This is a genomic window from Actinoplanes sp. NPDC026670 (assembly GCF_040638175.1).
Lineage (GTDB): Bacteria > Actinomycetota > Actinomycetes > Mycobacteriales > Micromonosporaceae > Actinoplanes.
The window spans coordinates 23,839-50,691 of record NZ_JBEZXU010000030.1; the positions used below are offsets into that span (position 1 = coordinate 23,839).

Genomic DNA, 26,853 nt, shown 5'->3' on the forward strand with positions numbered 1-26,853 from the left:
TCTCCTGAGTTCCCCGCCGCACGGCTGCTCTCCCCGCCGCACGGCCGCTCTCTTCGCCTCACGGCCGCTCTCCCCGCCGCACGGCCGCTCTCCCCACCGCACGGCCACTCTCCCCGCCGCACGGCCGCTCTCCCCGCCTCACGGCCGCTCTCGGCGACGATCGGTCGCGAAGGCTGGGTGTCCGCGGCCTCGCTGTCGTGGCAGGTAGGAGGTCGTGGCGGGGTAGGAGTCTGCGCCTGTGGATGGTGGTGCGGGGCGTTCAGGGGCGGCGGGCCAAGAGAGTGAAGGCGTTGGGTAGGCGGCCGTTCCAGGCGGCGGCGGTCACTCCGCCCATCCGCCAGAACGGGTCGGGGTGTTCGGCCAGGTGGATCAGGTGCAGGCCGGCGGCGGTCACGGCGGTGACGATCTCGGCCAGGGTTCGCTGCCACTGGACGGCTCCGCCCGCCGGGAACGAGTCGTTGACGTGACTCGGGGCGAAATAGCTGCGGTCCGGGCGGATTCCCGGCTCGTCGGGGTCCCAGGTCCACAGCGGTGCGGCCGGATGTTCCTCATAGATGAACAGGTGACCGGACGGGCGCAGCAGACGCACGATGTCGGCGGCCCACGCCTGGAGATCGGGCATCCAGATGAGGGCGCCCTTGCCGGTGTAGACGAGGTCCGCGCAGCCGTCGGCCAGTGGGGCTCCGGGCAGAGCGGCGACCACGTAGCGGCAGGCGGCGCCGAGTTCGGTGGCCCGGCGCTGGGCGGCCCCGGCGGCGACCTCGCTGTAGTCCACGCCGATCACCGAGCGGGCGCCCGCCTGGAGGAGTGCGATGTCGTCGGCGCCGTGGCCGCTCTGCCAGTGGACGACGTCCGGCGCGGTGTCCAGCACGTCGCGGAGCAGGTCGCGTTCGAGTGGGATGAGCGAGGTGCCGGAAGCCGCTTTGGCGAGCAGTTCCGCATATTCGCGGATGTGCTTCTCGGAGGCCGCCTCCCAGGCGTCCCGGTTGGCCAGGGTCGTCGTGTCCATCCCCCGACCATTCATCACAGCCACTGCCCTGTCCAACGGAATAGCCGCCTCCAGGCGACGACGGCCGGCGCACACATCCCGGCAACCCGAACCCCACCACCCGCGTGGACACCCGCGGCTCGAATCGGACCACAAGTCACCACGCTGCCTAGGCCTGTCGCCCTGCGTGGCTGTTCCGAGGCGCCTGGGCCAGAGCTCCCGATCGACCGGAAGACGGCGTTCAGGCAGTCCGGGCCGGCCAGAAAAGGGCAGCGCGGGACGGGTGGGGCGGTGACCAACGGCTTCAGCCCGGCGGTCGCGTTTCGGCCTGGACTGGCAGCCGCCTCGCGGGGACAGGCACGGGACTCTTTGTAGCCGTACCAAATTTATATGAACAAGGAGAGAAGCATCACGCAAGCAAAACCGACCACCGAGATTATCGTCTCCATTATCGACCAGGTCTTGATGGTTTGACCGACGGTCATGCCGAAGTATTCTTTGACCATCCAGAATCCGGCGTCGTTCACGTGCGAGAAGAACAGCGAACCCGCGCCGATCGCCAAAGCCAGCAAGGAGACCTCGGGGCGGTCCAGGGTGGTGGCGAGTGGGGCTACGATTCCGGCCGCGGTGATCGTGGCGACCGTTGCGGAGCCGGTGGCGACCCGGATTCCGACGGCTACCAGGAAGCCCAGGAGCAGCGCGTTGATGTTGGCGTCGCGGGCGGCGTCGGCGATCACATTGCCTACGCCGGCGTCCACGAGCACCTGTTTGAAACCGCCTCCGGCGGCGACGATCAGCAGAATTCCGGCGATCGGCGGGAGCGCGCCGCCCAGGACGGCGTTTGTTTCGCGGCGGTCGAAACCGGCTCGGTGGCCGAGTGCCCACATTGCTACGAATACGCCGGCCAGAAGGGCGACCACCGGTTCGCCGATCACTTCGAGAATGTCGCGGACGCGGTCACCTTCGGGGAGCAGCAATTCGGCGGCGCCGCGGGCCAGCATCAACGCGACCGGCAATAGAACGGTGAGCACGGCCGCCCAGAAACCGGGATCGCGGCGCGGGCCGAGCTGTTCGTCGACAGTCCGCCCGGGAGCGACCGGATCGGCGATGTCGTCGCGGTCGACGAAGTCCTGACCACCGACGGGCCCGGCAGCCGGCCGATCAGCGCCGGCCGAAGAGGCGCCGGCAGGTGCGGTACCAGCAGAAGAGCCACCGGCAGCGGATCCGAAAGGAGAAGCGGCGGGGGAAAGCAGCCCCGGCACCGGCAGCGGAACCCGGTTGGCGATGAAGTTGCCGAAGATCGGGCCGGCGACGATCACCGTCGGGATCGCGCAGATCAGGCCAAGCATCAGGGTGAGGCCGAGGTCGGCCTGGAGGCTTTCGATGGCGACCAGCGGCCCCGGATGCGGCGGCACCAGACCGTGCAACACCGACAATCCGGCCAGCGCCGGGATTCCGAGGCGGAGCAGTCCCACATCGGTACGCCGTGCGACGAGCAACACGATCGGCACCAGCAACACGACACCGACCTCGAAGAACAACGGCAACCCGATGAGCGCCGCAACCCCGGCCATCGCCCATGGCAGGGCAGCCCCGGACACCCCGTTGACGATGCGGTTGACGATGCCGTCGGCCCCGCCGGATTCGGCGAGCAGCGCGCCGACCATCGAGCCGAGCGCGATCAGGACGCCGACACCGCCGGCTGTGGTGCCGAGTCCTTTGGTGAACGAGTCGACGGTGTCGGCCGGCGCGGCGCCCGCGGTGAGACCGAGGACGCCGGCGCCGGTGATCAACGCCAGGAACGGATGCCATTTGGCCCATGCGATGAGCAGGACTACCGCCGCGATGCCGAGCACCGCCGCGAGCACGAGCTGGGCGGTGCCGGCATCGGTGATGGTCTCCGTCATGCGGCGCGTTTACCCCGCGGAAACAGTCCTCAATCCCGGGGTGAGCGGGTTGCCGGGCGCGGACTTGAGGGTGACCGGCGACTCGGGGAAGACGGCCGGGCAGTGGGTGCCCTTGGCGGGCAGGCGACGGTCGACGAGGTAGCTGTCGATCGCGGCCCGGGCACAGGGGCTCAGCCAGTACGTGCCGTGGCCGACCCCGTCGTAGGTGAGGAACGTGGCGCTCGGCAGCTGGCCGGCGAGCGAAGTGCCCCACTGATACGGGGTGGCGACGTCGTACCGGCTGTTGGCGAGCAGGATCGGCGGCAGTTTCGGTGACGCCTTGAGCCGGTGCGGCGGGTTGGTGACCGGGTACGGCCAGTTCTGGCAGGACGTCAGGTCGGTCCACGCGATCGGGCTGAGCCGGGTGTGCGGGGCGAGCCGGTTCTGCGCCTTCTCCAGTTTCCGCAGGTTCTGGTAGTTGCCGACGTCGAAGCGGAAGTCGGAGCACATCACCGGCAGGTAGCCGTAGGGCGTGGGCTCACCACGACGGCGCGCCTCCGATCCGCTGCCGCTGCCGAAGTAGATCAGGTCTTCGGCGAGGTAGAACCAGTCGGCGGGGTCGAACATGTAGCTGAAGACGACCGAGACCAGGAACTCCGGGAAGATCTGGATGCCCTCGACGACCAGGTCGCCCGCTTCGGCCCGTGCGTACAGCTCGTCGAAGTAGGCGAGCGCACCCTGTTCGTGCAGCGCGCACGCGGGTGTCCGGTCACACCAGGCGGTGAACTGGAGGAACGAGTCCTCCATGGCGAGCGTCTCCCATTTCTGGTAGTCGGGGATGCTCTGCGCGTGGTCCATGTTCGAGTCCAGGGTCATGGCCCGGATCCGGTCCGGGAACAGCTCGGCGTACTGCTGGCCGATCATGGTCCCGTAGGAGACGCCGTAGTAGCTGATCTTGCGTTCGCCGAGCGCAGCCCGGATCGCGTCCATGTCGCGGACCACGCTCGCCGTGTCGACATACTTCACGAGCGGCCCGGACAGGTCCCGGCAGGTCTGGACCAGCGCCCGGTTGGCGGCCCGCAGCGCCGCGTAGTCGGAGGCGCTGTGCGGGTACAGGTAGTTCGCCTGCTCGCCGACCGCGTCGCTGTCGCAGTTGATCACGCTGCTGCGGGCCTGACCGCGCGGGTCGAACCCGATGACGTCGAACCGGTCGGTGATCGTGTCCGAGAACGCATCCCCGGCGGCGTAAGCGAAGCTCACCCCCGACCCGCCGGGGCCACCCGGGTTGATCAGCAGCGGGCCGATCCGGCGGGACGGATCCGACGCCGGCAGCTTGGCCAACGCGAGGGTGACCGTCGCGCCACCGGGCCGCGACCAGTCGACCGGAACCTCCAGTTCCGCGCAGACGACCCGCTCCGGAGCCTCGTCCTCCGGATCGCACGGACCCCAGACGATCGATCCGCCGGGTTGCGCGGCGTGGGCGACTCCCGGCATTGCCGGGACGAGCAGGGCGAACACCATCAGCGGTACGGCCAAACGAACACTTGAGCGACGCATGGGCAGACCTCACGTGTCGACGACAGAGTCGCGGCCCATTCAAGTCTGCCGATGCAACACCCAGATTTCAGCGGCTGGACAGCTGCGCCTTCACCCCTCGGGTCAGGTCGTCACCGAGGATCTCGGCGTCACCACGGGCGATCGCGTCGAGGGCGAGCGCAGCGACCTTGGCCGGATCGCTCTTCTGGTCGGCCGGGACCGCCGCGGCCATGTCGGTGTCCATGTAGGCGACGTGCAGCCCGGTCACCGTGATCCCGCGCGGAGCGAGCAGCTCACGGCTGGCGTTGGTGAGCGCCCAGGCCGCCGCCTTCGCCGCCGAGTAGGAACCGTATCCACCCGGGTGCAGCCAGGACAGCACGGACAGCACGTTGAGCACTGCTCCCCCGCCGTTGCCCTCGATGACCGGCGCGAACGCACGGGTGGTGGAGAGTGAGCCGAAGTAGTTGGTCTCCATGTCGAGCCGGATGCCGTCCAGGTCCCCGTCGAGGACCGGCTCACCGGCGGACACCCCGGCGTTGTTGATCAGCAGGGTGGCGTCGGCCGCGGTGGCGGCCGCCCTGGTCACCGACTCCGGGTCGGTGACGTCGAGCTGGAGCGGGATCGCTCCGGGAAGGTCGACGGACTCGGGAGTACGGGCCGCGGCGTAGACCTTGGCGCCACGTTCGAGCAGCTGGAGGGCGAGCTGGCGGCCGAACCCGCGGTTGGCTCCGGTGACGACGGCGACTGCGTTGGTGAGTTCCATGAGAATTAGATTATGGCCATCATCTAACGACCGCCAGGGCCGCCGGGGTAATAGATGACACACATAATCTATAGTTGCGGTCATGGGACGGGTGTCGCAGGCGCAGGCCGCCGAAAACCGGGAACGCATCGTGGCCACGGCCGCACGCCTCTTCCGCGAGCACGGGATCGCCGGCGTGAGCGTCGCCGACGTGACAGCCGAGGCGGGCCTGACCCACGGCGGCTTCTACAAACACTTCGCCTCGAAGGACGCCCTGGTCGCCGAGGCGGTGGCCAGGGCTTTCGCCGACCAGGCCGCCACCCTCCGCCCACCGGCAACCGTCCTACCGGCCGACGCTCTCGCACCGGCCACCGTCCTGCCGGCCGACGCTCTGCCACCGGCCGAGGCCCACCCGTCGGCCGACGCTCTCCCGCCGGGCGGGGCCGACCAGAAGCCCGGATCCGGTGACGCCACGGTGTCCGATCGACGGCGGGCGATGATCGACGCCTACCTGTCGCCGGCGCACCGCGACGATCCAGGCAGTGGATGCCCCTCGGCGGGGTTCGGCGGCGACGTGGCCCGCTCGACAGGCGGCGACGCGACAAGGTCGGCCTACGCGGCGGGGGTCGAGGGTTTCGCCCGCTTTCTCGGCGACGGCCCGGAGCCGGACCTAGCTGCCCTCAGCACCATGGTCGGCGCCCTGATCCTGTCCCGCGCGACAGCCGGCACCGACCTCTCCGACCGAATCCTCACCGCCGTCCACGAAAGCCTGACCACCCCACCCGAGCCGTAGACCAGGAGCCCGAGCCGTAGGCCGACCCGAGCCGTAGGCCGACCCGAGCCGTAGGCCGACCCGAGCCGTAGGCCGACCCGAGCCGTAGGCCGACCGGAGCCCGAGCCACAGGCCGGAGCCGACGGCGCCGCCAGGCGCAACGGCCGCCATGCCCGGAAGCAACGACCTCGCGCCCGCACGCCCGGAAACGGTGGGTCAGCCGAGGGGCAGGCCCTTCTGGAGCAGGGTCAGGGCCTTCTCCAGCCGGTGATAGTCGTGCAGGGTCATGCCGTCGGTCAGCACGCGGCTCGACGGCAGGACCGCGAGCATGGCGCCGACAGCGGCCCCCGCGGTGACCCGGGCCGAGAAGTCGTCGGCGGGCAGGCCCGCCCGCTCGGCGATCGCCGCGGCGACCAGGTCGATCGCGTCGGTCATCTGGTGCATGATGCGCGCCCTCAACTCGGGGACGCCGAGGGCCAGCGCCTGCCGCCGGCGCTCGAACTCCCACGTCTCCGGGCTCATGTTCGAGAAGACCTCGTGCACCGCCCGCAGAATGGCCTCGACCGCCTGGAACTCGGCCGGCTGGGCGCGGATCGCGTGGACCAGCACCGCGTCGACGTCGTCGACCAGGATCGCGGCCTCCTTCGTCGGGAAGTAGCGGAAGAACGTGCTCGGCGAAATCTCCGACGCCTCCGCGATCTGCTCCACCGTCGTCGCGGCGTAGCCCTGCTCCTCGATCAGCCGCATCGCCTGCTCGCGAATGGTGGCGCGGGTCTTCGCCTTCTTGCGGGCGCGCAGGCTGTCCGAGGGGGCGCTCATACTCCCGATTCTGCCAGGGCCTCCGCTGGTCGCCCGGTGCGCGCGCCGCGCGGCAGGATCACCAGGGCCAGCACCACACCAGCCGCCGCGACGCCGCCGGAGACGATCAGTGACAGATCCATGCCGTGCACGAACGCGTCCTGCACCGCGGCGAGCAGGCCGTCGTCGCCGAGCCGCTGGGCGACCGCGACCCCGGCGGTAGCGCTGTCACTCACCTGCTCCCGCGCCGCCTCGGACAGGTGCCCGAAAGAACCGGGCAGGATGGCATCAGGCGGAGCAGAACCCGGTAGGACGGAACCAGGCATGCCGGAACCAGGCACGACGGAATCAGGCGAGGCGGAACCCGACAGGGAGGAACCCGGCAAAGAGGAATCGGACCGGACGGAATCGGAGAGGGCGGAGCGGTAGCCCGCGTTCAGGACCATGCCGAGCACGGCGACCCCGATGGCGCTGCCGACCTGGCGGATCGCCTGGATCAGGGCGTTGCCGACGCCGGTGCGCTCCGCGCCGAGGGTGCTGATCGTGACGTTCATCGAGGTGGGCATGGTGAGGCCGAGACCCACACCGGCCACGCCGATCCAAGCGCCGACCACCCCGTAGCCCGCCGCCGCATCGGTGGCCGCGCCGGTGAACAGGGCGGCGGCCATCAACGCGAGACCGCCGGCGATCACCGCGCGCGGACCGAACCGGATCGCCAGCTTCTCACCCACGCGGGCGCCGACCATCAGGCCACCGATCACCGGGAGCAGCCGGACTCCGGTGCCAAACGCGTCGGCGCCACCGACCGCCTGGAACAGCTGCGGCAGCGCGAACAGCAGGCCGAAGAAGGCGAACCCGGCGATCGTGGCGAGCAGCGTGCCCCCGGCGAACGACCGGTTACGGAAGAGGGCGAGATCGATCAGCGGCGCGGCGGCCCGCCGCTGCCACCACACCAGCGCGGCGAGCGCGAACACACCGACCGCGATGATCACCGAGGCGCGCACGTCGCCCCAGCCGCGCTCGCCGGCCTCGATGATGCCGAACGTCACGGCGACCAGCCCCGTGGTCGACAGCAGGATGCCCGGCAGGTCGAACCGGCGGCCACGGTCACCGTGCGACTCGGGGACGAGGACCGCGACCGCGATCAGCCCGAGCACCACGATCGGCAGGTTGATCAGGAAGACCGAGCCCCAGTGGAAGTGGTCGAGCAGCCAGCCGCCGAGCAGCGGGCCGAGCGGGATGCCGAGCGCGTTGGCGGTGATCCAGATGGTGAGGGCCCGTGGGCGCTCCCGCTCGTCGAAGAGGACGGTGAGGACCGCGCCGATCAGCGACATGATCACGGCGGAGCCGAGGCCCAGGACCGCGCGGGCGGCGATGAGCTGCCCTGTCGTGTCGGCCAGGGCACAGGCGGCAGAGGCGGCGCCGAAGGCCACCAGCGCGATCAGCAGGAGGCGCTTGCGGCCGAACCGGTCGCCGAGCATGCCGGCCGGCAGCAGCGCCGCGGCCAGGACCAGCAGATAGGACGTGGTGAACCACTGGAGGTCGGCGGTGGTGGCGCCGAGATCACGGGCCAGCGTGGGCAGCGCGACGCTGAGCACAGTGCTGTCCAGCCCGATGACGACGGTGCACAGGGCGAGGGCGGCCAGGGCTGACCACCGGTGAGCTGTTCTGAGAGCGACCATGAAATGAAGGTAGCTCTCAAAAGACAGTCACTGCCATATTCGTGACGTGCCGGATCCGGGTCGGCGTGCCTCCTGCGGGCCTTGCGAGGTTGTGTCACGATCTTGGATGGGGTCATCCGGTTTCCCCAGGCCAGCGAGTGTGCGGAGGATCGATTTCCGATGAAGAAGGTGCTGGGCTGGATCCTGGTGTTCCTGCTCGTCTTCTGGATCGGCACCAATCCGGGCCCGGCCGCCGAGGTGGCCCGCAGCATCGGCGACGGCATCGGCGACATCTTCAGCAACATCGGCACGTTCTTCGTCGAGCTCGCGAACGGCAACTGACACCGGCATGCGGCTCCTCTTCGCCGGGCTGGCGACCGTCGACCTGGTGCAGCGGGTCGAGCGGTTCCCCGGTCCCGACGAGAAGGTGCAGTCCGCGTCGGTGGACGTCGCCGCGGGCGGACCGGCGGCCAACGCGGCGGTCACCGCGGCTGCGCTCGGGGCCACGGTCACCCTGGTCAGCGCAGTGGGTTCGCACCCGCTGGGCAACCTGGTCCGGGCCGATCTGGCAGCGCACGGGGTCACCCTGATCGACGTCGCCGCGGACTCCCCGGAGCCGCCGCCGGTCTCGGCGGTGACGGTTCTCGCGTCGACCGGCGAACGCACCATAGTCAGCCGCAACGCCGGCAACCGTGCGGTCGCGGCACCCGCGGAGGGCCTGCCCGACGCCGACCTCACCCTGGTCGACGGCCACCATCCGGCGCTCGCGATGGCCGCGGCCCGCAGCGCCCGCCGCCTGCTCGTCGACGCCGGAAGCTGGCGCCCGGTCTTCGCCGACATCTTCCCGTACGCCGAGGTGGTGGCCTGCTCCGGCGATTTCCGCCACCCGGCCGGTGCCCACGAAGCGGACTCGACCGCCACGGCCGGGACCGACGAGGCGGTCGCGGCCGCCATCAGGTCGACCAGCAGCACCGACGTCGTGATCACCCACGGCCCGGAGCCGGTCCGCTGGTTCCGTGCCGCCGGGAGCACGACGGCCGGGACGGTGGCGGTGCCGAAGGTCGTCGCGGTGGACACCGCCGGCGCCGGCGACGCCTTCCACGGCGCCCTCGCGGTCGCGCTGGCGCGCGGCGACCTGGATCTGCCGGCCGCGATCGGCTACGCCTCCCGGATCGCCGCCATCCGGGTCATGCACGCCGGTCCCCGAGCCTGGCTGTCCCACCTGCCCTGACCACCGGGCCACGGAAAGCAGACCGCCGACCCCGGAGAACCGGGGCCGGCGGCCGGAAACAGCAGGTCAGACCGTCTGCGCGAGACGATCCGCGAGCAGTTTGGCGAACCGGGCCGGATCCTCCAGGTCGCCGCCCTCGGCGAGCAGCGCCGTCCCGTACAGCAGCTCGGCCGTGTCCGGCAGGGCCGCGTCGCCGGCGCTGCGCTCGTGCGCCGCCCGCAGACCGGAGACCAGCGGGTGGTTGGGGTTGAGCTCGAGGATGCGCTTGACCCGCGGCCCCTCCTGCCCCATCGCCCGGTACATCTTCTCCAGCGCCGGGGTGATGTCGTCGGCGTCGCTGACCAGGCACGCCGCCGAGGTGGTCAGCCGGTGCGACAGCCGCACCTCCTTGACCTGCTCGGTCAGCTTCTCGGTGAGGAAACCGAGCAGCGGGCCGAAGTCACCCTCGGGCTCCGGCTTCTCCTCGTCCTTCGGCAGGTCGACCGAGCCACGGGCGATCGACCGCAGCTTCTTTCCGTCGAACTCGGGCACCACGTCGACCCAGATCTCGTCGACCGGGTCGGTGAGGATCAGCACCTCGTAGCCCTGCGCCTGGAAGGCTTCCATGTGCGGCGAGTTCTCCACCTGGGAGCGGCTCTCGCCGGTCAGGAAGTAGATCTCCTCCTGGCCCTCCTTCATCCGCTCCACGTAGGCGGCGAGGGTGGTCGGCTCGGCGCCCTCGGTGCTGGCGAACGACGCGATCTCCAGGATCGGCTTGTGGTTGTCGGGCTCGGCGAGCAGGCCCTCCTTGACCGCCCGTCCGAACTCGCGCCAGAACGTCGCGTACTTCTCCGGATTGCTGGTCTGCAGGTCCTTGATCGTCGACAGCACCTTCTTGACCAGGCGGCGCCGGATCATCTGGATGTGCCGGTCCTGCTGGAGGATCTCGCGGGAGATGTTCAGCGAGAGGTCGGCCGCGTCCACCACACCCTTGACGAAGCGCAGGTAGTCGGGGATCAGCTCCTTGCTGTCGTCCATGATGAAGACGCGTTTGACGTAGAGCTGGAGACCCCGGCGGGCGTCCCGCTGGAACAGGTCGTGCGGCGCCCGGGACGGGATGAAGAGGAGCGCCTCGTACTCGAAGGTGCCCTCCGCCTTCATGTTGATGATCTCGAGCGGGTCGGTCCAGTCGTGGCTGATGTGCTTGTAGAACTCGTGGTACTCCTCGTCGGTGACCTCGCTGCGCGGGCGGGCCCACAGCGCCTTCATCGAGTTGAGGGTCTCGACCTCGTCACCGTCGACCTTGCGGATCGGGAACGAGATGAAGTCCGAGTACCGCTTGACGATCTCCTTGAGCTTCCACGCGTCGGTGTAGTCGTAGAGGGCGTCGTCCTCGTCCTTGGGGCGCAGGTGCAGCGTCACCGTGGTGCCGACCGGCGCGTCCGGCGCGTCGTCGATCGTGAAGGTGCCCTCGCCGGCCGACTCCCAGCGGGTGCCGTGGCCCTCGGTGCCGGCCTTGCGGGTCACCAGCTCGACCTTGTCGGCGACCATGAACGTCGAGTAGAACCCGACACCGAACTGGCCGATCAGCTCGGGGGTCTCCTTGGCCTCCTTGAGCTTGCCCAGCAGCTCCGCGGTGCCGGATTTGGCGATCGTGCCGATCAGCGCCACGACCTCCTCGCGGGTCATGCCGATGCCGTTGTCACGAACGACAAGCGTACGAGCCTCGGCGTCGACCGCGATCTCGATGTGCAGGTCGGAGGTGTCCGCCTCGAGGCCGTCCTGCAGCTTCGCCAGGCGCAGCTTGTCCAGCGCGTCCGACGCGTTCGAGATCAGCTCGCGCAGGAAGATGTCCTTGTTCGAATAGATCGAGTGGACCATCAGTTGCAGCAGCTGGCGCGCCTCTGCCTGGAACTCCAACGTCTCCATCGTCACCCGTTTCCGTCATGTCCGGTGGTACGACCCGATCGTAGAGCGCGCCCCGACCCCACCGGTCATCCGGCGTCGAACCACTCCTCGATGTGCTGGTCAGGACACACGCTGGATGGATCCGGGCGGGGGCGGCGGGACCGCATCCGGATGCAGGATCGCGGCGATCGCCTCCACTCCGGCCACGAGTCGCGGCCCCGGGCGTACCACCAGGCCGTCGCCGTCGATCGCCCACACCGACGCGGCGGGGAAATGCGGGACCACCGCATCGGCCTGCCGGATCGCGCCCTCCAGGTGGTAACCGCATGGGGTGACCAGCACGATCTCCGGCCGCGGAGCGGCCAGTCCGGCCCAGGAGACCGGTACCGAACGGCGGCCCGGAAGGGCCGCGACGGGTTCGCCGCCGGCCGCCGTGATCAGGTCCGGAACCCAGTGCCCCGCGGTGAACGGCGGATCCACCCATTCCACCACGGCCACCCGGGGGCGAGGCCTCCCGGCCACCGCGGCGCTCACCGCGGCCAGCCTCTCCCGCAGACCAGTCACAAGATCAACACCCCGCTGCGGTACGCCCACCGCGTTCGCAACCACAACGAAGGTCTCCAGGACGTCGTCCAGGGTGTGCGGGTCGAGGGAGAGCACCTCACTACGGCAGCCCAGGTGCCCGAGCGCCTGATCGACGTGCCCCGACGGCAGCGCGCACACCCGGCACAGGTCCTGGGTGAGGATGAGATCCGGATCGAGGCCGGCGAGCGCCCCGGCGTGCAACGTGTAGAGGTCCCCACCGGCCGACATCTGGGTGCGCACGTAGTCGTCGATCTCACCGGGGGTCATCCGGCTGGTGTCGCGGCCGCCGACCACCACCGTCTTCTCCGAGCGGGCCGCAGCCGGCTCGTCGCACTCGAACGTGACTCCGACCAGGTCATCGCCGAGCCCGAGGGCGTACACGATCTCGGTCGCGGACGGAAGCAGGGACACCAGGCGCATACCCCCATACTCCCGGACTAAGACCGGAGGATGATGCCGCGCCGCGCAGTTACCACCTTGGACCGATGCGGCGGCGACGGTCCGGCGGGAATGCTGGTCGGCACCCGGAGGAAGGAATCTGATGACGACCGCACCGCCGGCCCACGACGACGTTCTCGTCACCCGGAGGGAAGGACTCCCATGACGACCGCACCGCCGGCCCACGACGACGTTCTCGTTCTCGACTATCTGGCCTCGCTGTGGGCGGCCGCCGGCGACCTGTCGGCGGAGACCCGCGACGAGCTGATGAACACGGTTGCCGGCTACATCGCGATGCGCCGCGACCTGGCCGACGATCCGTCCCGGGTGCTGGGCCGGTTAGGGCCGCCCGACCAGTTGGTGGCCGCGGTCCGCCGCAGCGGCACACCCACCCACCTGCGCTTGCCGGCCGTGCCGTCCGCCGTTCCCGGTCCGTCGCCGGGCGGTTCCGAGCGGGTGGCGGTCGCGCTGCTCACCGGCGGTTCGGTGGTGCTGCCGGGGGTCGCGCAGGCGGCCGGGCTGATGATGGCGACCGTCTCCCCCCGGTGGACCCCGGTGCAGAAAACCGCGGCCTGGCTGCTGGCCGCCGGGCCGGTCGCCGGCACACTGCTGCTGCTCGCGATGCTGGCCGGCGTCGGCCTGCTCACCGGCCTGGGCTTCCTGATGATGTATACGGCGGCGTGCGCCGGCTCGATCACCGCGGGACTCGCTCTGCACGGCGCCACCCGACCATGACCAGCGCGTCCACCGGCCGGAAGTGATCTCATGATCGGGGGCCGGCCGGTGCGCACGCGCCCATCCCGGGCCCGGCCGTCATCGTGGGCCGCTCACCGCCGCCTGAGGCGGCTCAGGACACCGATGACCACCCACCAGAACGAGCCCCAAGCACCCGCGCATCCCCGAACCCGAGGCTGTCCGGCCCCCAGCTTCCGATCTTGCTCGGCTGGCTCCGACCGCCGGGTTCGCGGTCCCGAGACAGCGGTAACGGCCAGCCGGATCTACTCGGCTGGCTCCGACCGCCGGGTTCGCGGTCCCGAGACAGCGGTGACGGCCAGCCAGGCTTGACCCCACCGCAGCTCCTTCACCGGCTACGGGACGGGGTAACCGGGGGTCAGTGGCGTAGGCGGGCGACGATCGGGATGTGGTCGCTGCCGGTCCGGGGCAGGGTCCGGACCGCGGTCACCGTCAGCGAGCGTGCCAGGACGTGGTCGATCCGGGCGATCGGCAGGGCCGCCGGGAAGGTGAACGCGAAGTCGGAACCGTCGGTGCCCAGGTGGGCGGTGACGGGGTCGAGGCCGGGGTCGGTGGCGGTGGCGTTCAGGTCACCGAGCAGGATCACCCGCTCGTGCGGTTCGGCCGTCAGCGCCGCGCCCAGTTTCCGGGCGCTGTCGTCGCGGCGGGCCGTGTCGAGGCCGGTCAGTCCGGGGCGCACCGATGACAGGTGGGCGACGTAGACGGCGATGTCGCCCTGTGGGGTCCGGGCGACCGCGCGGAGGCCACGGTTCCAGTCGTCGCCGAGACCGGCCGGGCGGATGTCCAGGGGCGCGGCCTCGGTGAGCGGGTGCCGGGACCAGAGCGCCACGGTCCCGTGGATCGTGTGGTGGGCGTATTCGGCGGGGAACGCGGCCGTGTAGGCGGGCACCGCCTCCGGGGTGATCTCCTCCAGGGCGACCAGGTCGGGGTCGTCCGCGATCAGGGTGCGGACGGTGGCGGCCGGGTCCGGGTTCTCGTCGCTGACGTTGTGCTGCACCACGACCAGGTCGTGCGGGACGTCACCGTCCGGCAGCAGATGCCCGCCGAAGACGGCGGACCAGGCAGCGAGCGGCAGGAGCCCGGCGAGCAGCGCAGGCCGGGAGCGGCGCCAGAGCAGGATCAACAGCAGCGGCGGTACGGCCAGCCCGAGCCACGGCCGCACGGTCGGGAGCAGGCTGCCGCCGGGCAGCACCAGGAGAACCGCGACCAGCACCCCGATCGGCAGCGCCACGAACCAGCCGAACCGGTCCCGGCGGGAGCTTCCGGACATCCGCGCCGGCTCAGGTATCCGCACGCGGCGATGCTCGCACAGCCGATCAAGGCCCACGACGACAGAACTCCCGTCCCCGGCACTCACGCCACCCGCGACACTTCTCACTGCACCCCGCGACGCTTCTCACGCCACCCCCGCGACACTCCTCAAATCGCACCCCGCGCGCGATCTTGTGGAGTTCCACAAGTCAGGAAACCTTCTTCAAGACTTTCGCCGCATCCGAGGTCAATCCCTCTGCTGTGCGAGGCCATCCCGCCGAGCCTTCGGGCTATCGCACCGGTCGCCCAGGCGGCTGAGACACCGACCCGAGGCCTGGAATGTCGCATTCGCGGAAAATTCACCCGCGACCAGCCCTGTAGATCTTGCACGGTTCCCCATGTTTTCAGCGATCTTGCACGTTTCTTCACGTGTGGGCATGCTTTGCCGTGCAAGGTCTACTGCGCCGGGGAGACCTTGCAGCTTTCTTCCTGCTGGGACGTGGAAAGGGCTGCAAGATCGGCGCGGGCGCGGAAAGTCGTGCAAGATCCGCGGGCGACAAGCGGCGGGCAGCAGGTCACGGGTGGCCGGCATCGGGCCGCGGCAGCGGGTTGCAGACGGCAAGCGAGCAACCGGTCACGGACGGCAAGCGAGCAACCGGTCACGGACGGCGGGGCGCGGGGCGCGGCAGTGGGGGTGGCCTCGGGATGAGGATGGGCTGGGAGGTCAGGCGGCCAGGTCGAGGATCTCGGTGAGGACCTGGTTCCAGACGGCGCGGGGTGGTGACTCGTGGCCGACCCCGTCGAGCCACACGAGGCGGGCGCCCGGGATGCAGCGAGCCAGTTCCTCGGGATGGCCGGTGGTGATGTGCCGGTCCAGGGTGCCGTGCAGCACCAGGGTCGGCGCCTCGATGCCGCACAGCAGGTCGCGGACCGGTGGCCCGTAGCCGGCCAGGCGATGGTTGACGCGGGTCGCGGCCAGGTCGGCGGATCTGTCGAAGACGCGTTCGGCGAAGCGGCGCAGCTGCGGCTCCTCGGGGGTGAACGGGCCGCCGCGGGCGCGTACCTCGTCGATCATGCGGGACACCGCGGCCTTCCGGTTCGACCAGTCGGTCTCGTCAGTGGCGGGCGGCGCTTCGACCGTACGCACAACCGCTGTGACCGTGCCCGCGGAAACCGTGACCGGACCGCCGTGGGTGACCGGCGCGTTGTCGGGGGCCTCGCCGTCGACGCTCGTCGACATGAGGGTGAGGCTGAGCACCCGGGACGGATGGTGGACGGCGATCCGCTGAGCGAGCGCGCCGCCCAGCGAGAAGCCGACCAGGTGCGCCGCCGGGACGCGGAGCGCGTCGAGCACACCTATCGCGTCATACATCAGGTCGGCCCCGGAGTACGCGGGACAGCCTGGCGGGTAGGAGGTCGACCGGCCGGTGTCCCGGTGGTCGTAGCGGATGACGAACCGTCGGCCGGCCGCCAGACGCCGGCAGAACTCGTCGTCCCACCAGTCCATCGAACTGGCGTCCGCGGCCAGGAGCAGCAGCGGGGGATCGTTGGGCTCGCCGAACGTCTCCACGCACATCTGGATGCCGTTGACCGGCAACATCGTCTCGGTCACCACGTGTTCATTGTGGCCAGGCTCACTGACAGCGAGGTTACGCAGACATCACATCGGATGACCGGGTCGCTGAGAGGACCCGGTCATCCGTTCGACCCTTACCGGGTTTGTGATACAGCGGCGGCGGCCCGTGCCTGGCCGCGCACCACCCGCAGCGATACCGCGGTCAGGCCGAGCGCGATGGCGAACAGGGTGAGGTGCAGGTAGGGGTCGGCGATCGGCACGAACCCGATGATCGCGACCGGGATCTGGACGATCCCGATCAGTGCGGCGAGCTGCCGGCGACTGCCGCCGCCCCACAGCAGGGCCGTCCACACCGGAGCGGAGACGACCAGCAGGGTGAGCCCGTCCAGCAGCATGTGCATGGCCGGGTTGTGGACCGCGTTGTGGGCGAACGCGCTCGCGGGCGAGGCGATCCAGAGCCCGGCGAGGACGAGGGTGAGAACGACAGCGGCACGACGCATGGGATCCTCCTGCGTTATCAGACCGTTGCTCCGAGTAATCAAGGTAGCACCGTCGTCGTGAGTCATGTCGATTCATTCGCCCGCCAGGACCTGTTACACAGCGTTGCCCTTGAGGCTGATGATCTCGGCCGTTCGGCCAGCTGACCACCGTGAGTGATCATGACTAACCTGCCCCAGTGCGTTTGATCGAGATAGCAATGGCCAGTGCGATTACGATGAGTATTGGTGGCGTTTCTTACGTTGCGTTGAACCCGGCGAAGCTTCAGTCCCGTGCGCAGGTGGTCGCCGACCAGGCTTCCTGCCGGACTGTGGACACCGCGATCGTCGGCTACCTGATGAACAACGGGACCGCCCCGACCTCGATCCGGCAGCTCAAGGACTACGTGCGCGGCGACATCTCGAAGTACCGCATCGTCGATGGGGCGGCCGCCGGCCCGGGCTGCGCCAAGGCATAGAGCCCGGGCTGCGCCGAGGCATAGAAGAAGTTCACCGCGATGCAACGCTAGGACCTCTGCCGTAAACATGGCGTGCCGAGAATCCGCGGAACCATTTCCAATTGGAAGGTTCCGTCATGAGCCAAGTGGTCGGGAGCAAGCACCCGGTCGACCAGATGCTGCCGGTCGGCCGCCTGGCGGTCCTGGGCCTCCAGCATGTCCTCGTCATGTACGCCGGCTGCGTCGCCGTGCCGCTGATCGTCGGCGGCGCGCTCAAACTGGACGCGACAACGATCGCGATCCTGGTCAACGCCGACCTGTTCGTCGCCGGCGTCATCACGATCATCCAGAGCCTCGGCGTGGGGAAGATCCTCGGCGTGCGCCTGCCGGTCGTCGCCGGCGCCACGTTCGCCGCGCTCAACCCGATGATCCTGATCGGCGCGAAGTACGGCCTGCCCGCGATCTACGGCGCGTTCCTCGCCGCCGGGGTCTTCGGCCTGCTCGTCGCCAAGCCGTTCGCGAAGATCATCCACCTGTTCCCGCCGCTGGTCACCGGCACGGTGATCACCGTGATCGGCCTGTCGCTGATCGACGCCGGGGCCGGGCTGATCGCCGGCAACAACGAGGAGGCGCCGGGTTACGGCGCTCTCGACAAACTGGCCCTGGCGGCCGCCATCATCCTGCTGATCGTGCTGGTCAACCGGTTCGCACGCGGATTCGTCGCCTCGCTGTCGGTGCTGATCGGCCTGATCTTCGGGGTGATCGTGGCCGCGTTCATGGGCCTGGTCGACTTCTCCGGCGTCGGCGAGGCGAGCTGGTTCGGCCTGGCCCGCCCGTTCTACTTCGGCCCGCCCGAGTTCCAGGCCGCCGCGATCGTCTCGATGTGCACGGTCATGCTGATCATCTACGTCGAGTCGACGGCCGACATGCTCGCCGTCGGTGAGGCGGTCGGCCGCCGCCCGTCCGAGAACGACATCGCCCGCGGCCTCGCCGCCGACGGCCTGTCCGGCGTCCTGGCCGGTGTGTTCAACTCGTTCCTGGACACCGCGTTCGCCCAGAACGTCGGCCTGGTCCAGGTCACCCGGGTGCGCAGCCGCTTCGTGGTCACCGCAGCCGGCGTCATCCTGGTGCTGCTCGGCCTCATCCCGAAGCTCGGCGAGATCATCGCCGCCGTCCCGGGCCCGGTCATCGGCGCGGCCGCCCTGGTCATGTTCGCGACGGTCACCGCGGTCGGCATCCGAAGCCTGCGCCGCGTCGAATTCGACGGCACCAACAACCTGCTGATCATCGCCGTCTCGATCGGCGTCGGCATGATCCCGGTGGTGGCGCCGGCCTTCTACACCCGGATGCCCGACGAGCTGGAGATCATCTTCGGCAGCTCGATCACCACCACGGTGATCGTCGTCTTCCTCCTGAACCTCCTGTTCAACGGCTGGTCCCGCCCGAATCCGGCCCCCACCTCACCGGACACCACCGCCCCCGGCCCCGCCTCACCGGACACCACCTCACCGGCACCCGCCGAAACCACCGACCAGGCCGATCCCGTCCCGGACACCCCGGCGGCAACCGAGCCACCGGCCAAACCCTGACCCTTCAAAGATCAACGGCCCGCGGGGGTACGCTCCGCGGGCCCCGCCGTCACCTGAGGCCCGTTCCCGGCCCCGAGACGAAGCACAGGCACCGCCACCCACCCCGCGAGCCGTCGCTCACCTACCTTTCGGCGACCGGATTACCGCGCTAAGCGACGGCCGACGGTCCAGGCAGCCTTTCGAGGCCAGGGCGTGACGTCGTTCCGGGTGACCTCGCCGGCACCGGAAACCGCGGGCCGTCGCTCACCCGCCCTTCGGCAGCCGGATGATCACGCTCAACGACGGCCGACGGCCTCAGCCGTCGCTCAGCGTCCCTTCGGCGGCCGGAATACCGCGCTGGGCGACGGCTGGCGGTCTTGATAGGCAACTTGTTGCATAGGTGATTTGTTGTCTATGCTGCGGCGGAATGGTGGCTGCGAGGAGGCAGACGACATGGCCGGTGCGTTTCCGACGCTGCTCAGCCCGCTCGATCTCGGGCACACGACTCTGCGCAACCGGGTCGTCATGGGTTCGATGCACACCAAGCTCGAGGACCGGAAACGGGACCTGCCGAAGCTCGCCGCCTTCTTCGCGGAGCGGGCCAAGGGCGGCACCGCGCTGATCGTCACCGGTGGTTATGCGCCGACGTGGCGGGGGTGGCTGCTGCCGTTCGGGAGTCAGATGACCACCACCGGGCAGGCGAAGGCGCACCGGGTGGTAACCGACGCGGTGCACGAGCACGACGGCAAGATCCTGTTGCAGGTGCTGCACGCGGGGCGGTATGCCTACCACCCGTTCAGCACGGGGGCGTCCGGGCGGAAGTCGCCGATCACGCCGTTCAAGCCGAGGGCGATGAGCTCCCGGGAGGTGGACCGGACGGCGACGTCGTTCGCGCGGGCGGCGGCGCTGGCGAAGCGGGCCGGCTACGACGGCGTGGAGATCATGGGCTCCGAGGGCTACCTGATCAACCAGTTCCTGGCGGCGCGCACGAACACCCGTACCGATGCATGGGGTGGATCTGCCGCGAAGCGGATGCGGTTTCCGCTGGAGATCATGAAGCGGACCCGGGAGCTGACCGGCGACGGCTTCATCGTGCAGTACCGGATCAGCCTGCTGGATCTCGTCGACGACGCCCAGTCCTGGGAGGAGACCGTCGAGCTGGCGCGCGGCCTCCAGGAGCGCGGCGTGTCGATCCTGAACACCGGCATCGGCTGGCACGAGGCCCGGGTGCCGACGATCGTGACGTCGGTGCCGCCGGCCGCGTTCGCGTGGGTGACCGGCAAACTGCGCCGCGAGGTGGACGTGCCGGTGATCGCGTCGAACCGGATCAACCGCCCGGAGATCGCCGAGGAGATCCTGGCCGCCGGGGACGCCGACCTGGTGTCGATGGCGCGCCCGCTGCTGGCCGACGCCGAGTTCGTGAACAAGGCGGCGAGCGGCCGGGAAGCCGAGATCATCACGTGTATCGCGTGCAATCAGGCCTGCCTGGACCACACGTTCGGCAACAAGCGCGCGACGTGCATGCTGAACCCACGGGCCGCGTACGAGACCGAACTCGTGCTGCTGCCCACCCGTACCAGAAAGAGGATCGCGGTCGTCGGGGCAGGCCCGGCCGGCCTCGCGGCGGCCGTGGAGCTGGCCGGCCGCGGTCATGGGGTTGATCTGTTCGAGGCCGCCGACCGGATCGGCGGGCAGTTCAAGCTGGCGGCGCGGATCCCCGGCAAGGAGGATTTCGCGCACACGCTGGCCTACTACCAGCACATGATCGAGACACGCGGGGTCACGCTGCACCTCGGCAAGCGGGCGACAGCCGACGACCTGGCCGATTTCGATCACGTGATCGTGGCGACCGGCGTGGTCCCGCGGGTGCCGCCGATCCCTGGAATCGACCATCCGAAGGTGCTGACCTACCAGCAGGTCATCAACAAGACCGGCGAAATCGCGGAGAAGGTAGCGGTGATCGGGGCGGGCGGGATCGGCTTCGACGTCGCCGAGTTCCTGCTGCACGAGCCTGGTGAATCCGCCGAACACTGGATGCAGCGCTGGGGTGTGACCGACCCGGATCAGCAGCGTGGCGGCCTGTCGACCAAGGTGAAGGCGCCGCCGCGACGTGAGGTGCACCTGCTCCAGCGCAAGGCGAGCGCTCTCGGCAAGGGGCTCGGCAAGACGACCGGCTGGGTGCACCGGGCGACTCTCCAGGATTCCGGCGTGACCATGCTGGGCGGGGTGGAGTATGTCCGGGTCGACGACGAGGGCCTGCACATCACCGTGCCGGTGAACCCGAAGGACCCGAAGTCGCCACGCGAGGCCCGCGTGCTGGCCGTCGGCACGATCGTCGTGTGCGCCGGCCAGGAGTCGGTGAACGACCTGGTCGTGCCACTGACCGCGCGGGGTGTGGACGTGCACGTGATCGGCGGCGCCGACGTGGCCGCCGAACTCGACGCGAAACGAGCGATCAAACAGGCGACCGAGCTCGCCGCCAAGCTGTGAGGGAACCTCGAATGCCTCTTGTGACCACGCGGATCGAGGACGGGATCGCGCAGGTGCGCCTGGCCCGCCCGGAGAAACTGAACGCGCTCACCCTCGACACGCTCACCGAGCTGGTCGCCGCCGCCCGCACGCTGCGCCGGGACCGGTCCATCCGGGCCGTGGTGATCGCCGGGGACGGCCCGTCGTTCTGCTCCGGGCTGGACATCCCGGGCACGATGAAGAACCCGCGCAGGATCGTCGGCGCGTTCATCCCGGCGCCGTGGCGGGGCACCAACCTGTTCCAGGAGGCGTGCTGGGCGTGGCGGCGGGTGCCGGTCCCGGTGATCGCGGCCGTGCACGGGCACTGCTACGGCGGTGGCCTGCAGATCGCGCTGTCGGCTGACTTCCGGTTCGCCACCGCCGACTCCAAATGGTCGGTGCTGGAGGGCAAGTGGGGCATCATCCCGGACATGACCGGGGTGCGCAGTCTCATCGAGGTCGTCGGGCTGGACGTCGCGAAGCGGCTCACCATGACCGCCGAGCAGATCCCCGGCAGCGAGGCCGCCCGGATCGGCCTGGTCTCCGAGGTGCACGACGACCCGATCGAGGCGGCGACCGCTTTCGCCCAGCGGCTCGCGTCCCGTTCCCCGGACGCGGTGGCCGCCGCGAAGAAGCTGTTCGACGGCGCGGTCACGTCCAGCGCCCGCCGCACGTTCGCCCGCGAACGCCGGGAACAGCTGCGTCTGCTGCTTCTGCGCCGCAACACGAAGATCCTGCAGAAGGCCGCGATGACGAAGACGGCTCCCGAGTTCGCGCCGCGCGGCTCGTAACCTGGGTCCCGTGTCGCTACGCAACGCCGTCCTGGCCGCCCTGATCAACCGGGAGGCCTCCGGATACGAGCTCGCCAAGCAGTTCCACGTGTCGGTCGCCAACTTCTGGACCGCCACGTCGCAGCAGCTCTACCGCGAGCTGGACAAGATGGAGACCGATGGGCTGCTCGCCGCCCGGGTGGTGGCCCAGGAGAAACGGCCGGACAAGCGTCTCTTCTCGCTCACCGCGGCGGGACAGGCGGCCTTGACGGCCTTCACCAGGCAGGATCCAAAGCCCACGACGGTACGCGACGAGCTGCTCGTACAGATCGAGGCGCTGGCACACGCCGACGTGGCCAGCGTCAGGTCGTCGATCGAGTCACGTCTGGAGTCGAGCGCCCGCCGTCTCGGCTCCTACGAGCAGCGCCTGGCCGAGATCCTGGGCGGCCGCAGCGAGGACGAGTTCCTGGCCACCGGCAACCGGATCGGCCCCTATCTGACGTTGCAGCGGGGCATCATCTTCGAGCGGGAGAACCTGACGTGGGGCCGTCTCGCCCTCACCGTCCTGTCCCGGCGCTACCCGGCCGGCGCCTGAAGCTCCGGTCAGACCAGGGCGTGTTCGCGGTGCGGGGCGGACCAGCGGCTGCGGGCCGCCTCGCGGACCCGGGACGCCTGGTACAGGCAGGCGATGTCGCGCCCGAACGACCAGGTCAGCGAGCCCAGCGCGACGGCCAGGGCGAACACCGCGAGCCAGGTCGGCAGCAGGCCGCTGGCGACGACGGCGAGCATCACACCCTGCTGGGCGGCGACCACCTTGCGGCCGAACCGCGGCGGCAGCGGGGCGTTCAGCCAGGGCAGCGCCCACGACGCGGCGACGAACACGTAGCGGAAGGCGCCGATCGCGAGGGCCCACCAGCCGTACTCGGCGGCGGTGAAGATGCTCAGCACCAGGATCAGGAACGCGTCGACCTCCATGTCGAAGCGCGCGCCGAGCGCCGTGGTGGTGCCGGTGCGGCGGGCCACCTGGCCGTCGACGCCGTCCATGGCCAGGGCGACCGCGGCGACCGTGACGAGCAGGGCGGCCGGCGCACCAGGGGTGAACACCATCGCGGTGACCCCGCCGGTGAGGATCGCGCGGGCGAACGTGACCGAATTCGCCCATCCGAGCCGGGTCATCCCGGCACGCTGTAACGCGTAGCCGAGCAGACCGCACAAAACTGCTCCGTAGACGACTGCGGCGATCAGACCCCACGTGCCGACCCCCACGGTCGCGAGGAGCGCGGCGAGCAGGAGGAGCTGGGCGGCGAACCCGGCCAGCGGAGCCCGGAACGGACTCGTCGTGGTCGTGGCGGTACTGAAGGTCACCGTTCCTCCTGGACGTAGGGTTTAGCCGCTGTCCCCGATCAACACGCTCAACGGGGAGTTTTGGTTCAGTGTCGAAAGGAACCGCTTTGCAGGCGCGTGCTTTCTGGATGACTTGCCCAGGAACCGGGGAGATACGCCCCGAGCGGGTGCCGGATCCCGGTCCGGGTGACGTGGTGGTGCGCACACTGCACTCCGGGGTGAGCCGCGGCACCGAGACGCTGGTGTTCCAGGGCCGGGTGCCGGAGAGCCAGTGGGCGTCGATGCGCGCGCCGTTCCAGGACGGCGATTTCCCGGCGCCGGTGAAGTACGGCTACCTGAACGTGGGAGTCGTCGAGGCGGGTGTGCCGGAGCTGATCGGGAAGACGGTCTTCTGCCTGTACCCGCACCAGACCCGGTACACGGTTCCGGCCGAGGCGGTCACCGTGATCCCGGACGAGGTGCCGGCCGCCCGCGCGGTGCTGGCCGGGACGGTGGAGACCGCGGTGAACGCGGTGTGGGACGCGGCGCCGCAGATCGGCGACCGGATCACCGTGATCGGCGGCGGCATGGTCGGCGCGTCGGTGGCGGCGGTCCTGGCCGGCCTGCCGGCCACCGACGTCGAGCTGATCGACATCGACCCCGGCCGGGAGAATCTCGCCAAGTCACTGAACATCCGTTTTGCGCAGCCGGACGACGCGCGCGGGGAACGCGACATCGTCATCCACGCCAGCGCCACCGAGGCCGGCCTGCACCGGGGCCTGGAACTGCTCCGCACCGAGGGCACCCTCGTCGAGCTGAGCTGGTTCGGTGACCGGCGGATCTCGGTACCCCTCGGGGAGAACTTCCACAGCCGTCGCCTGACCATCCGCAGCAGCCAGGTCGGCGGCATCACCCCCACCCGCCATCGCGGTTACCCGGAACGGTTCCAGGTAGCGCTGGAACTGCTCAAGGACCCCAGGTTCGACGCGCTGATCACCGGGCACAGCGGCTTCGACGACCTCCCCCGGGTGCTCCCGCAGCTGGCCGACGGCACCCTCAAGGCGCTCTGCCACGTCATCGACCACCCGATTTGATCTTTCCGGATCGGGTACCCGTAGTACCGCACCGAACCACACCTGAGGAGCAGCCCTTGTTCAGCGTCACCGTCCGCGACCACATCATGATCGCGCACAGCTTCAGCGGCGAGGTCTTCGGACCGGCGCAGCGCCTGCACGGCGCCACCTTCGTGGTGGATGCGACGTTCCGCCGCCCCGAGCTGGACGACGACAACATCGTGGTCGACATCGGCCGGGCGAGCGAGCAGCTGCACACCATCTGCTCCGGGCTCTCCTACCGCAACCTCGACGACGACCCGGAGTTCACCGGCGTCAACACGTCCACCGAGTTCCTGGCCAAGGTCATCGCCGACCGCCTGGCCGTCCGCGCGCAGGCCGGCGAACTCGGCCCCGGCGCCACCGGCCTGACCGGCATCTCGGTCACCCTCCACGAGTCACACATCGCCTGGGCGACGTACGAGCGAGACCTGTGACCCTCCCGCTGTTCGCGGTGCTGCCGGCGTCGATCGACGACCCGGCAGCACCGAGCGGCGGAAATCGCTACGACCGGGAGGTCCTCCGGCGCCTCCGGAACCACCCCCCACCAGAGGTGTCCGAGCATCTGATCGGCGGAAGCTGGCCCCGGCCCGCCGAACCGGAGCGCCGCGCTCTGGCCGCGCTGCTCGGCGGGCTCCCCGACGGGGCGCTGGTGCTGCTCGACGGGCTGATCGCCTGCGGAGTGCCGGAGTTGCTCGAACCGCACGCCGGCCGACTTCGCCTGGCCGTCCTGGTGCACCTGCCGCTCGGTGACGAGACCGGCCTGACCGACCACGAAGCCGCCCAGCTGCGCGCCCTGGAGTCCCGGGCCCTGCGCCTGGCCACCACGGTGATCGCGACGAGCGCCCCGGCTGCCCGCCGGGTCGAGGAGCTGCACGGACTCACCGGCGTGCACGCGATCGCCCCGGGCGTGGATCCGGCCCCGCTCGCCGTCCCCTCCCCCACCGGCCACCGCCTGCTGAATGTGGCGTCGCTGACCCCGCGCAAGGGCCAGGACCTCCTGCTGACCGCCCTGCAGCAGCTACCGGACCTGCCCTGGACCTGCACCGTGGCCGGCGCCGGCCGGGTCCCGTCGCTGGACGTCCCACCCCCGGCAACCCTCGCCCTCGACAGGGCCGGACCGCTCACTCCCGCCTGGTCGACGCGCCCGGGTCCGGGATCGGACGAACACGCCGTCCGGTTCGTCGGCGCGTTGACCGGCGGGGCGCTCGACGACGCGTACGCGAACGCTGATCTGTTCGTGTTGCCCTCGCGGGCCGAGACGTACGGCATGGTGGTGACGGAGGCCCTGGCCCGCGGCCTGCCGGTGGTGGCCGCGGACGTCGGCGGGGTCCCGGAGGCGCTCGGCGCCGCGCCCGGCGGCGGGATTCCCGGCCGGCTGATCCCGCCGGACGACCGGGACGCCCTGGCCACCGCCCTCCGCGACTGGCTCACCGACGCCGAGCTGCGCGACGAGTGGCGCACGCACGCCCGGGCCCGCCGCGACACCCTGACCGGCTGGGACGAGACCGCCGGCCGCCTGGCCAAGGCGCTGACCAGCATCTGAACCGGTGAGAACGACGATGCCGAGGAGGCACCCATGACTGAAGTGCACGGCAAGATCGAAGGTGTGACTCCGCTGGTCACCGGCACCGGGCGGCTCGGCGCTCCGCTGGCCGGGGCCGGGCCGCAGGTGGGAACGTTCAGTGAGAGCGGGCCGGACCGGCACGCCGAAGCCGGTGGCGCCGAGGGCGGGACTCTCAGTGACTCCGACGGCGAGTTCAGCGCCGCCTGGCTGTCGCTGCGGGAACCCGCGGACGCCGCTGCACGCGCGCTCGACCTGGTGGATCTACTGCCCGGCGAGGTGCGGACGGTGCGGGACCTGGGCTGCGGGACGGGCTCGCTGGGCCGGTGGCTGTCGCCCCGGCTCGGCGCCGGCCAGCACTGGATCATGACGGACCGGGATCCGGCGCTTTTACTGCGCGCCGCCGCGGGCATGCCGGACGGAGTCACGGTCAGCACCCAGCGCCTGGACGTCGCCGATCTCACCCCGGCGGACCTGGCGGGCACCGACCTGGTGACCTGTTCGGCGCTGCTCGACCTGCTCACCGTGGCGGAGGTGGAACGGCTGGCCGCGGTGTGCGCCGAGGCGCGGGTGTCGGTGCTGTTCACTCTTTCGGTGACCGGGGAGGTGCAACTGGCCCCGCACGATCCGCTCGATGCCGAGATCGAGGCGGCGTTCAACGCGCACCAGCGGCGGGTGGTCGACGGCCGGCGGCTGCTCGGGCCGGACGCCCCGGAGGTGTCGGCGGACGCGTTCACCAAGGTGGGAGCGGCTGTCACGGTCCGGCCGAGTCCGTGGCGGCTGGGTCCGGCGATGCCCGCGCTGACCGCCGAATGGCTGCGCGGCTGGGTCGGCGCGGCCGCCGAGGAGCGCCCTGACCTGCCCGTCGGCGACTACCTGGAACGCCGTCTGGCAGCCCTTCCGCATGCTTCCGTGGGTCACAAGGATGTTTTAGCGATCTTCGAGTGAACCCTGGGGCGTAGGCCGGGCG

Annotated in this window: 25 protein-coding genes; 13 read left to right on the forward strand and 12 right to left on the reverse strand. The window is 70.3% G+C overall.

Annotation, left to right across the window (positions count from 1 at the left end; translation table 11 throughout):
• Positions 1–259 precede the first annotated feature (259 nt).
• The 4 genes from AB0E94_RS27390 to AB0E94_RS27405 form a co-directional block, all read right to left on the reverse strand.
• Positions 260–1,009: a class I SAM-dependent methyltransferase gene (locus tag AB0E94_RS27390; protein ID WP_360331377.1), complete on the reverse strand. Its 750-nt coding sequence runs from the start codon at positions 1,007–1,009 to the stop codon at positions 260–262.
• A 365-nt stretch (positions 1,010–1,374) separates the two neighbouring features.
• Positions 1,375–2,895, reverse strand: coding sequence for an SLC13 family permease (locus tag AB0E94_RS27395; RefSeq protein WP_360331379.1), 1,521 nt, complete (start codon positions 2,893–2,895; stop codon positions 1,375–1,377).
• 9 nt (positions 2,896–2,904) lie between these two features.
• Complete coding sequence (locus tag AB0E94_RS27400; RefSeq protein ID WP_360331382.1) at positions 2,905–4,410, reverse strand: alpha/beta hydrolase; 1,506 nt, start codon at positions 4,408–4,410, stop codon at positions 2,905–2,907.
• 88 nt (positions 4,411–4,498) lie between these two features.
• Positions 4,499–5,173 (reverse strand): SDR family oxidoreductase, encoded by a 675-nt coding sequence (locus AB0E94_RS27405; RefSeq protein ID WP_360331385.1) that lies wholly within the window; start codon positions 5,171–5,173, stop codon positions 4,499–4,501.
• Positions 5,174–5,255: 82 nt separating this feature from the next.
• Between AB0E94_RS27405 and AB0E94_RS27410 the strand changes: the two genes are divergently transcribed.
• Complete coding sequence (locus tag AB0E94_RS27410; protein ID WP_360331387.1) at positions 5,256–5,945, forward strand: TetR/AcrR family transcriptional regulator; 690 nt, start codon at positions 5,256–5,258, stop codon at positions 5,943–5,945.
• A gap of 195 nt (positions 5,946–6,140) precedes the next feature.
• Here the strand turns inward: AB0E94_RS27410 and AB0E94_RS27415 are convergent, their stop codons facing one another.
• Both AB0E94_RS27415 and AB0E94_RS27420 read right to left on the reverse strand, forming a co-directional pair.
• Complete coding sequence (locus AB0E94_RS27415; protein ID WP_360331390.1) at positions 6,141–6,743, reverse strand: TetR family transcriptional regulator; 603 nt, start codon at positions 6,741–6,743, stop codon at positions 6,141–6,143.
• Complete coding sequence (locus tag AB0E94_RS27420) at positions 6,740–8,404, reverse strand: DHA2 family efflux MFS transporter permease subunit (RefSeq protein ID WP_360331392.1); 1,665 nt, start codon at positions 8,402–8,404, stop codon at positions 6,740–6,742. The genes AB0E94_RS27415 and AB0E94_RS27420 overlap by 4 nt, the downstream gene beginning before the upstream one ends.
• 159 nt (positions 8,405–8,563) lie before the next feature.
• On the opposite strand from AB0E94_RS27420, the gene AB0E94_RS27425 reads away from it, so the two are divergent.
• Together AB0E94_RS27425 and AB0E94_RS27430 are read left to right on the forward strand one after the other, a co-directional pair.
• Complete coding sequence (locus tag AB0E94_RS27425) at positions 8,564–8,725, forward strand: hypothetical protein (RefSeq protein ID WP_360331395.1); 162 nt, start codon at positions 8,564–8,566, stop codon at positions 8,723–8,725.
• Positions 8,726–8,732: 7 nt separating this feature from the next.
• Positions 8,733–9,614: a PfkB family carbohydrate kinase gene (locus AB0E94_RS27430; RefSeq protein ID WP_360331398.1), complete on the forward strand. Its 882-nt coding sequence runs from the start codon at positions 8,733–8,735 to the stop codon at positions 9,612–9,614.
• 66 nt (positions 9,615–9,680) lie between these two features.
• On the opposite strand, the gene htpG is transcribed toward AB0E94_RS27430, so the two are convergent.
• Positions 9,681–11,528, reverse strand: coding sequence for a molecular chaperone HtpG (gene htpG / locus AB0E94_RS27435; RefSeq protein WP_360331401.1), 1,848 nt, complete (start codon positions 11,526–11,528; stop codon positions 9,681–9,683).
• Positions 11,529–11,621: 93 nt separating this feature from the next.
• A complete protein-coding gene (locus AB0E94_RS27440; RefSeq protein ID WP_360331404.1) occupies positions 11,622–12,506 on the reverse strand; it encodes an ABC transporter substrate-binding protein in 885 nt (294 codons plus the stop codon).
• Positions 12,507–12,686: 180 nt separating this feature from the next.
• Here AB0E94_RS27440 and AB0E94_RS27445 point away from each other — a divergent pair, with 180 nt between their 5' ends.
• Positions 12,687–13,259 carry a hypothetical protein gene (locus tag AB0E94_RS27445; protein WP_360331407.1) on the forward strand — a complete coding sequence of 191 codons (573 nt, stop codon included), beginning with the start codon at positions 12,687–12,689 and terminating at the stop codon, positions 13,257–13,259.
• A 376-nt stretch (positions 13,260–13,635) separates the two neighbouring features.
• Here the strand turns inward: AB0E94_RS27445 and AB0E94_RS27450 are convergent, their stop codons facing one another.
• The 3 genes from AB0E94_RS27450 to AB0E94_RS27460 all read right to left on the reverse strand — a co-directional run bounded on the left by AB0E94_RS27450 (position 13,636) and on the right by AB0E94_RS27460 (position 16,604).
• Entirely contained in the window at positions 13,636–14,571 is a 936-nt protein-coding gene (locus tag AB0E94_RS27450) for an endonuclease/exonuclease/phosphatase family protein (RefSeq protein WP_360331410.1), read from the reverse strand.
• A gap of 681 nt (positions 14,572–15,252) precedes the next feature.
• Entirely contained in the window at positions 15,253–16,143 is an 891-nt protein-coding gene (locus AB0E94_RS27455) for an alpha/beta hydrolase (RefSeq protein ID WP_360331413.1), read from the reverse strand.
• 95 nt (positions 16,144–16,238) lie between these two features.
• On the reverse strand, positions 16,239–16,604 hold the full coding sequence (locus AB0E94_RS27460) for a hypothetical protein (protein WP_360331416.1): 366 nt from the start codon (positions 16,602–16,604) through the stop codon (positions 16,239–16,241).
• A 176-nt stretch (positions 16,605–16,780) separates the two neighbouring features.
• Between AB0E94_RS27460 and AB0E94_RS27465 the strand changes: the two genes are divergently transcribed.
• The 5 genes from AB0E94_RS27465 to AB0E94_RS27485 all read left to right on the forward strand — a co-directional run bounded on the left by AB0E94_RS27465 (position 16,781) and on the right by AB0E94_RS27485 (position 22,479).
• Positions 16,781–17,059, forward strand: coding sequence for a hypothetical protein (locus AB0E94_RS27465; protein ID WP_360331419.1), 279 nt, complete (start codon positions 16,781–16,783; stop codon positions 17,057–17,059).
• A 116-nt stretch (positions 17,060–17,175) separates the two neighbouring features.
• A complete protein-coding gene (locus AB0E94_RS27470) occupies positions 17,176–18,627 on the forward strand; it encodes a solute carrier family 23 protein (RefSeq protein ID WP_360331421.1) in 1,452 nt (483 codons plus the stop codon).
• A gap of 432 nt (positions 18,628–19,059) precedes the next feature.
• Positions 19,060–21,096, forward strand: coding sequence for an NADPH-dependent 2,4-dienoyl-CoA reductase (locus AB0E94_RS27475; RefSeq protein WP_360331424.1), 2,037 nt, complete (start codon positions 19,060–19,062; stop codon positions 21,094–21,096).
• Between the two features lie 11 nt (positions 21,097–21,107).
• Positions 21,108–21,905, forward strand: a complete 798-nt coding sequence (locus AB0E94_RS27480; protein WP_360331427.1) for a crotonase/enoyl-CoA hydratase family protein — start codon at positions 21,108–21,110, stop codon at positions 21,903–21,905.
• A 10-nt stretch (positions 21,906–21,915) separates the two neighbouring features.
• Positions 21,916–22,479 (forward strand): PadR family transcriptional regulator, encoded by a 564-nt coding sequence (locus tag AB0E94_RS27485; protein WP_360331430.1) that lies wholly within the window; start codon positions 21,916–21,918, stop codon positions 22,477–22,479.
• Between the two features lie 8 nt (positions 22,480–22,487).
• On the opposite strand, the gene AB0E94_RS27490 is transcribed toward AB0E94_RS27485, so the two are convergent.
• A complete protein-coding gene (locus tag AB0E94_RS27490; RefSeq protein WP_360331433.1) occupies positions 22,488–23,249 on the reverse strand; it encodes a CDP-alcohol phosphatidyltransferase family protein in 762 nt (253 codons plus the stop codon).
• Positions 23,250–23,356: 107 nt separating this feature from the next.
• On the opposite strand from AB0E94_RS27490, the gene AB0E94_RS27495 reads away from it, so the two are divergent.
• Genes AB0E94_RS27495 through AB0E94_RS27510 form a run of 4 tightly spaced genes read left to right on the forward strand, consistent with a single transcriptional unit; the run spans position 23,357 to position 26,831 of the window.
• Positions 23,357–24,301, forward strand: coding sequence for a zinc-binding alcohol dehydrogenase (locus AB0E94_RS27495; RefSeq protein WP_360331436.1), 945 nt, complete (start codon positions 23,357–23,359; stop codon positions 24,299–24,301).
• A gap of 56 nt (positions 24,302–24,357) precedes the next feature.
• Entirely contained in the window at positions 24,358–24,756 is a 399-nt protein-coding gene (locus tag AB0E94_RS27500) for a 6-carboxytetrahydropterin synthase (protein WP_360331439.1), read from the forward strand.
• Entirely contained in the window at positions 24,753–25,865 is a 1,113-nt protein-coding gene (locus tag AB0E94_RS27505) for a glycosyltransferase family 4 protein (protein ID WP_360331442.1), read from the forward strand. The genes AB0E94_RS27500 and AB0E94_RS27505 overlap by 4 nt, the downstream gene beginning before the upstream one ends.
• Positions 25,866–25,898: 33 nt before the next feature.
• Positions 25,899–26,831, forward strand: a complete 933-nt coding sequence (locus AB0E94_RS27510; protein WP_360331445.1) for a class I SAM-dependent methyltransferase — start codon at positions 25,899–25,901, stop codon at positions 26,829–26,831.
• The last annotated feature ends 22 nt before the right edge of the window (positions 26,832–26,853 follow it).

Bases quoted from the DNA above. Each gene is read 5' to 3' on its own strand.
- AB0E94_RS27410 (WP_360331387.1), top strand. From the start codon at position 5,256: ATGGGACGGGTGTCGCAGGCGCAGGCCGCCGAAAACCGGGAACGCATC.
- AB0E94_RS27495 (WP_360331436.1), top strand. From the start codon at position 23,357: ATGACTTGCCCAGGAACCGGGGAGATACGCCCCGAGCGGGTGCCGGAT.
- AB0E94_RS27395 (WP_360331379.1), bottom strand. From the start codon at position 2,895: ATGACGGAGACCATCACCGATGCCGGCACCGCCCAGCTCGTGCTCGCG.
- AB0E94_RS27415 (WP_360331390.1), bottom strand. From the start codon at position 6,743: ATGAGCGCCCCCTCGGACAGCCTGCGCGCCCGCAAGAAGGCGAAGACC.
- AB0E94_RS27420 (WP_360331392.1), bottom strand. From the start codon at position 8,404: ATGGTCGCTCTCAGAACAGCTCACCGGTGGTCAGCCCTGGCCGCCCTC.
- AB0E94_RS27440 (WP_360331404.1), bottom strand. From the start codon at position 12,506: ATGCGCCTGGTGTCCCTGCTTCCGTCCGCGACCGAGATCGTGTACGCC.
- AB0E94_RS27405 (WP_360331385.1), bottom strand. From the start codon at position 5,173: ATGGAACTCACCAACGCAGTCGCCGTCGTCACCGGAGCCAACCGCGGG.
- AB0E94_RS27445 (WP_360331407.1), top strand. From the start codon at position 12,687: ATGACGACCGCACCGCCGGCCCACGACGACGTTCTCGTTCTCGACTAT.
- AB0E94_RS27460 (WP_360331416.1), bottom strand. From the start codon at position 16,604: ATGCGTCGTGCCGCTGTCGTTCTCACCCTCGTCCTCGCCGGGCTCTGG.
- AB0E94_RS27390 (WP_360331377.1), bottom strand. From the start codon at position 1,009: ATGGACACGACGACCCTGGCCAACCGGGACGCCTGGGAGGCGGCCTCC.
- AB0E94_RS27475 (WP_360331424.1), top strand. From the start codon at position 19,060: ATGGCCGGTGCGTTTCCGACGCTGCTCAGCCCGCTCGATCTCGGGCAC.
- AB0E94_RS27510 (WP_360331445.1), top strand. From the start codon at position 25,899: ATGACTGAAGTGCACGGCAAGATCGAAGGTGTGACTCCGCTGGTCACC.
- AB0E94_RS27425 (WP_360331395.1), top strand. From the start codon at position 8,564: ATGAAGAAGGTGCTGGGCTGGATCCTGGTGTTCCTGCTCGTCTTCTGG.
- AB0E94_RS27480 (WP_360331427.1), top strand. From the start codon at position 21,108: ATGCCTCTTGTGACCACGCGGATCGAGGACGGGATCGCGCAGGTGCGC.
- AB0E94_RS27430 (WP_360331398.1), top strand. From the start codon at position 8,733: ATGCGGCTCCTCTTCGCCGGGCTGGCGACCGTCGACCTGGTGCAGCGG.
- AB0E94_RS27470 (WP_360331421.1), top strand. From the start codon at position 17,176: ATGAGCCAAGTGGTCGGGAGCAAGCACCCGGTCGACCAGATGCTGCCG.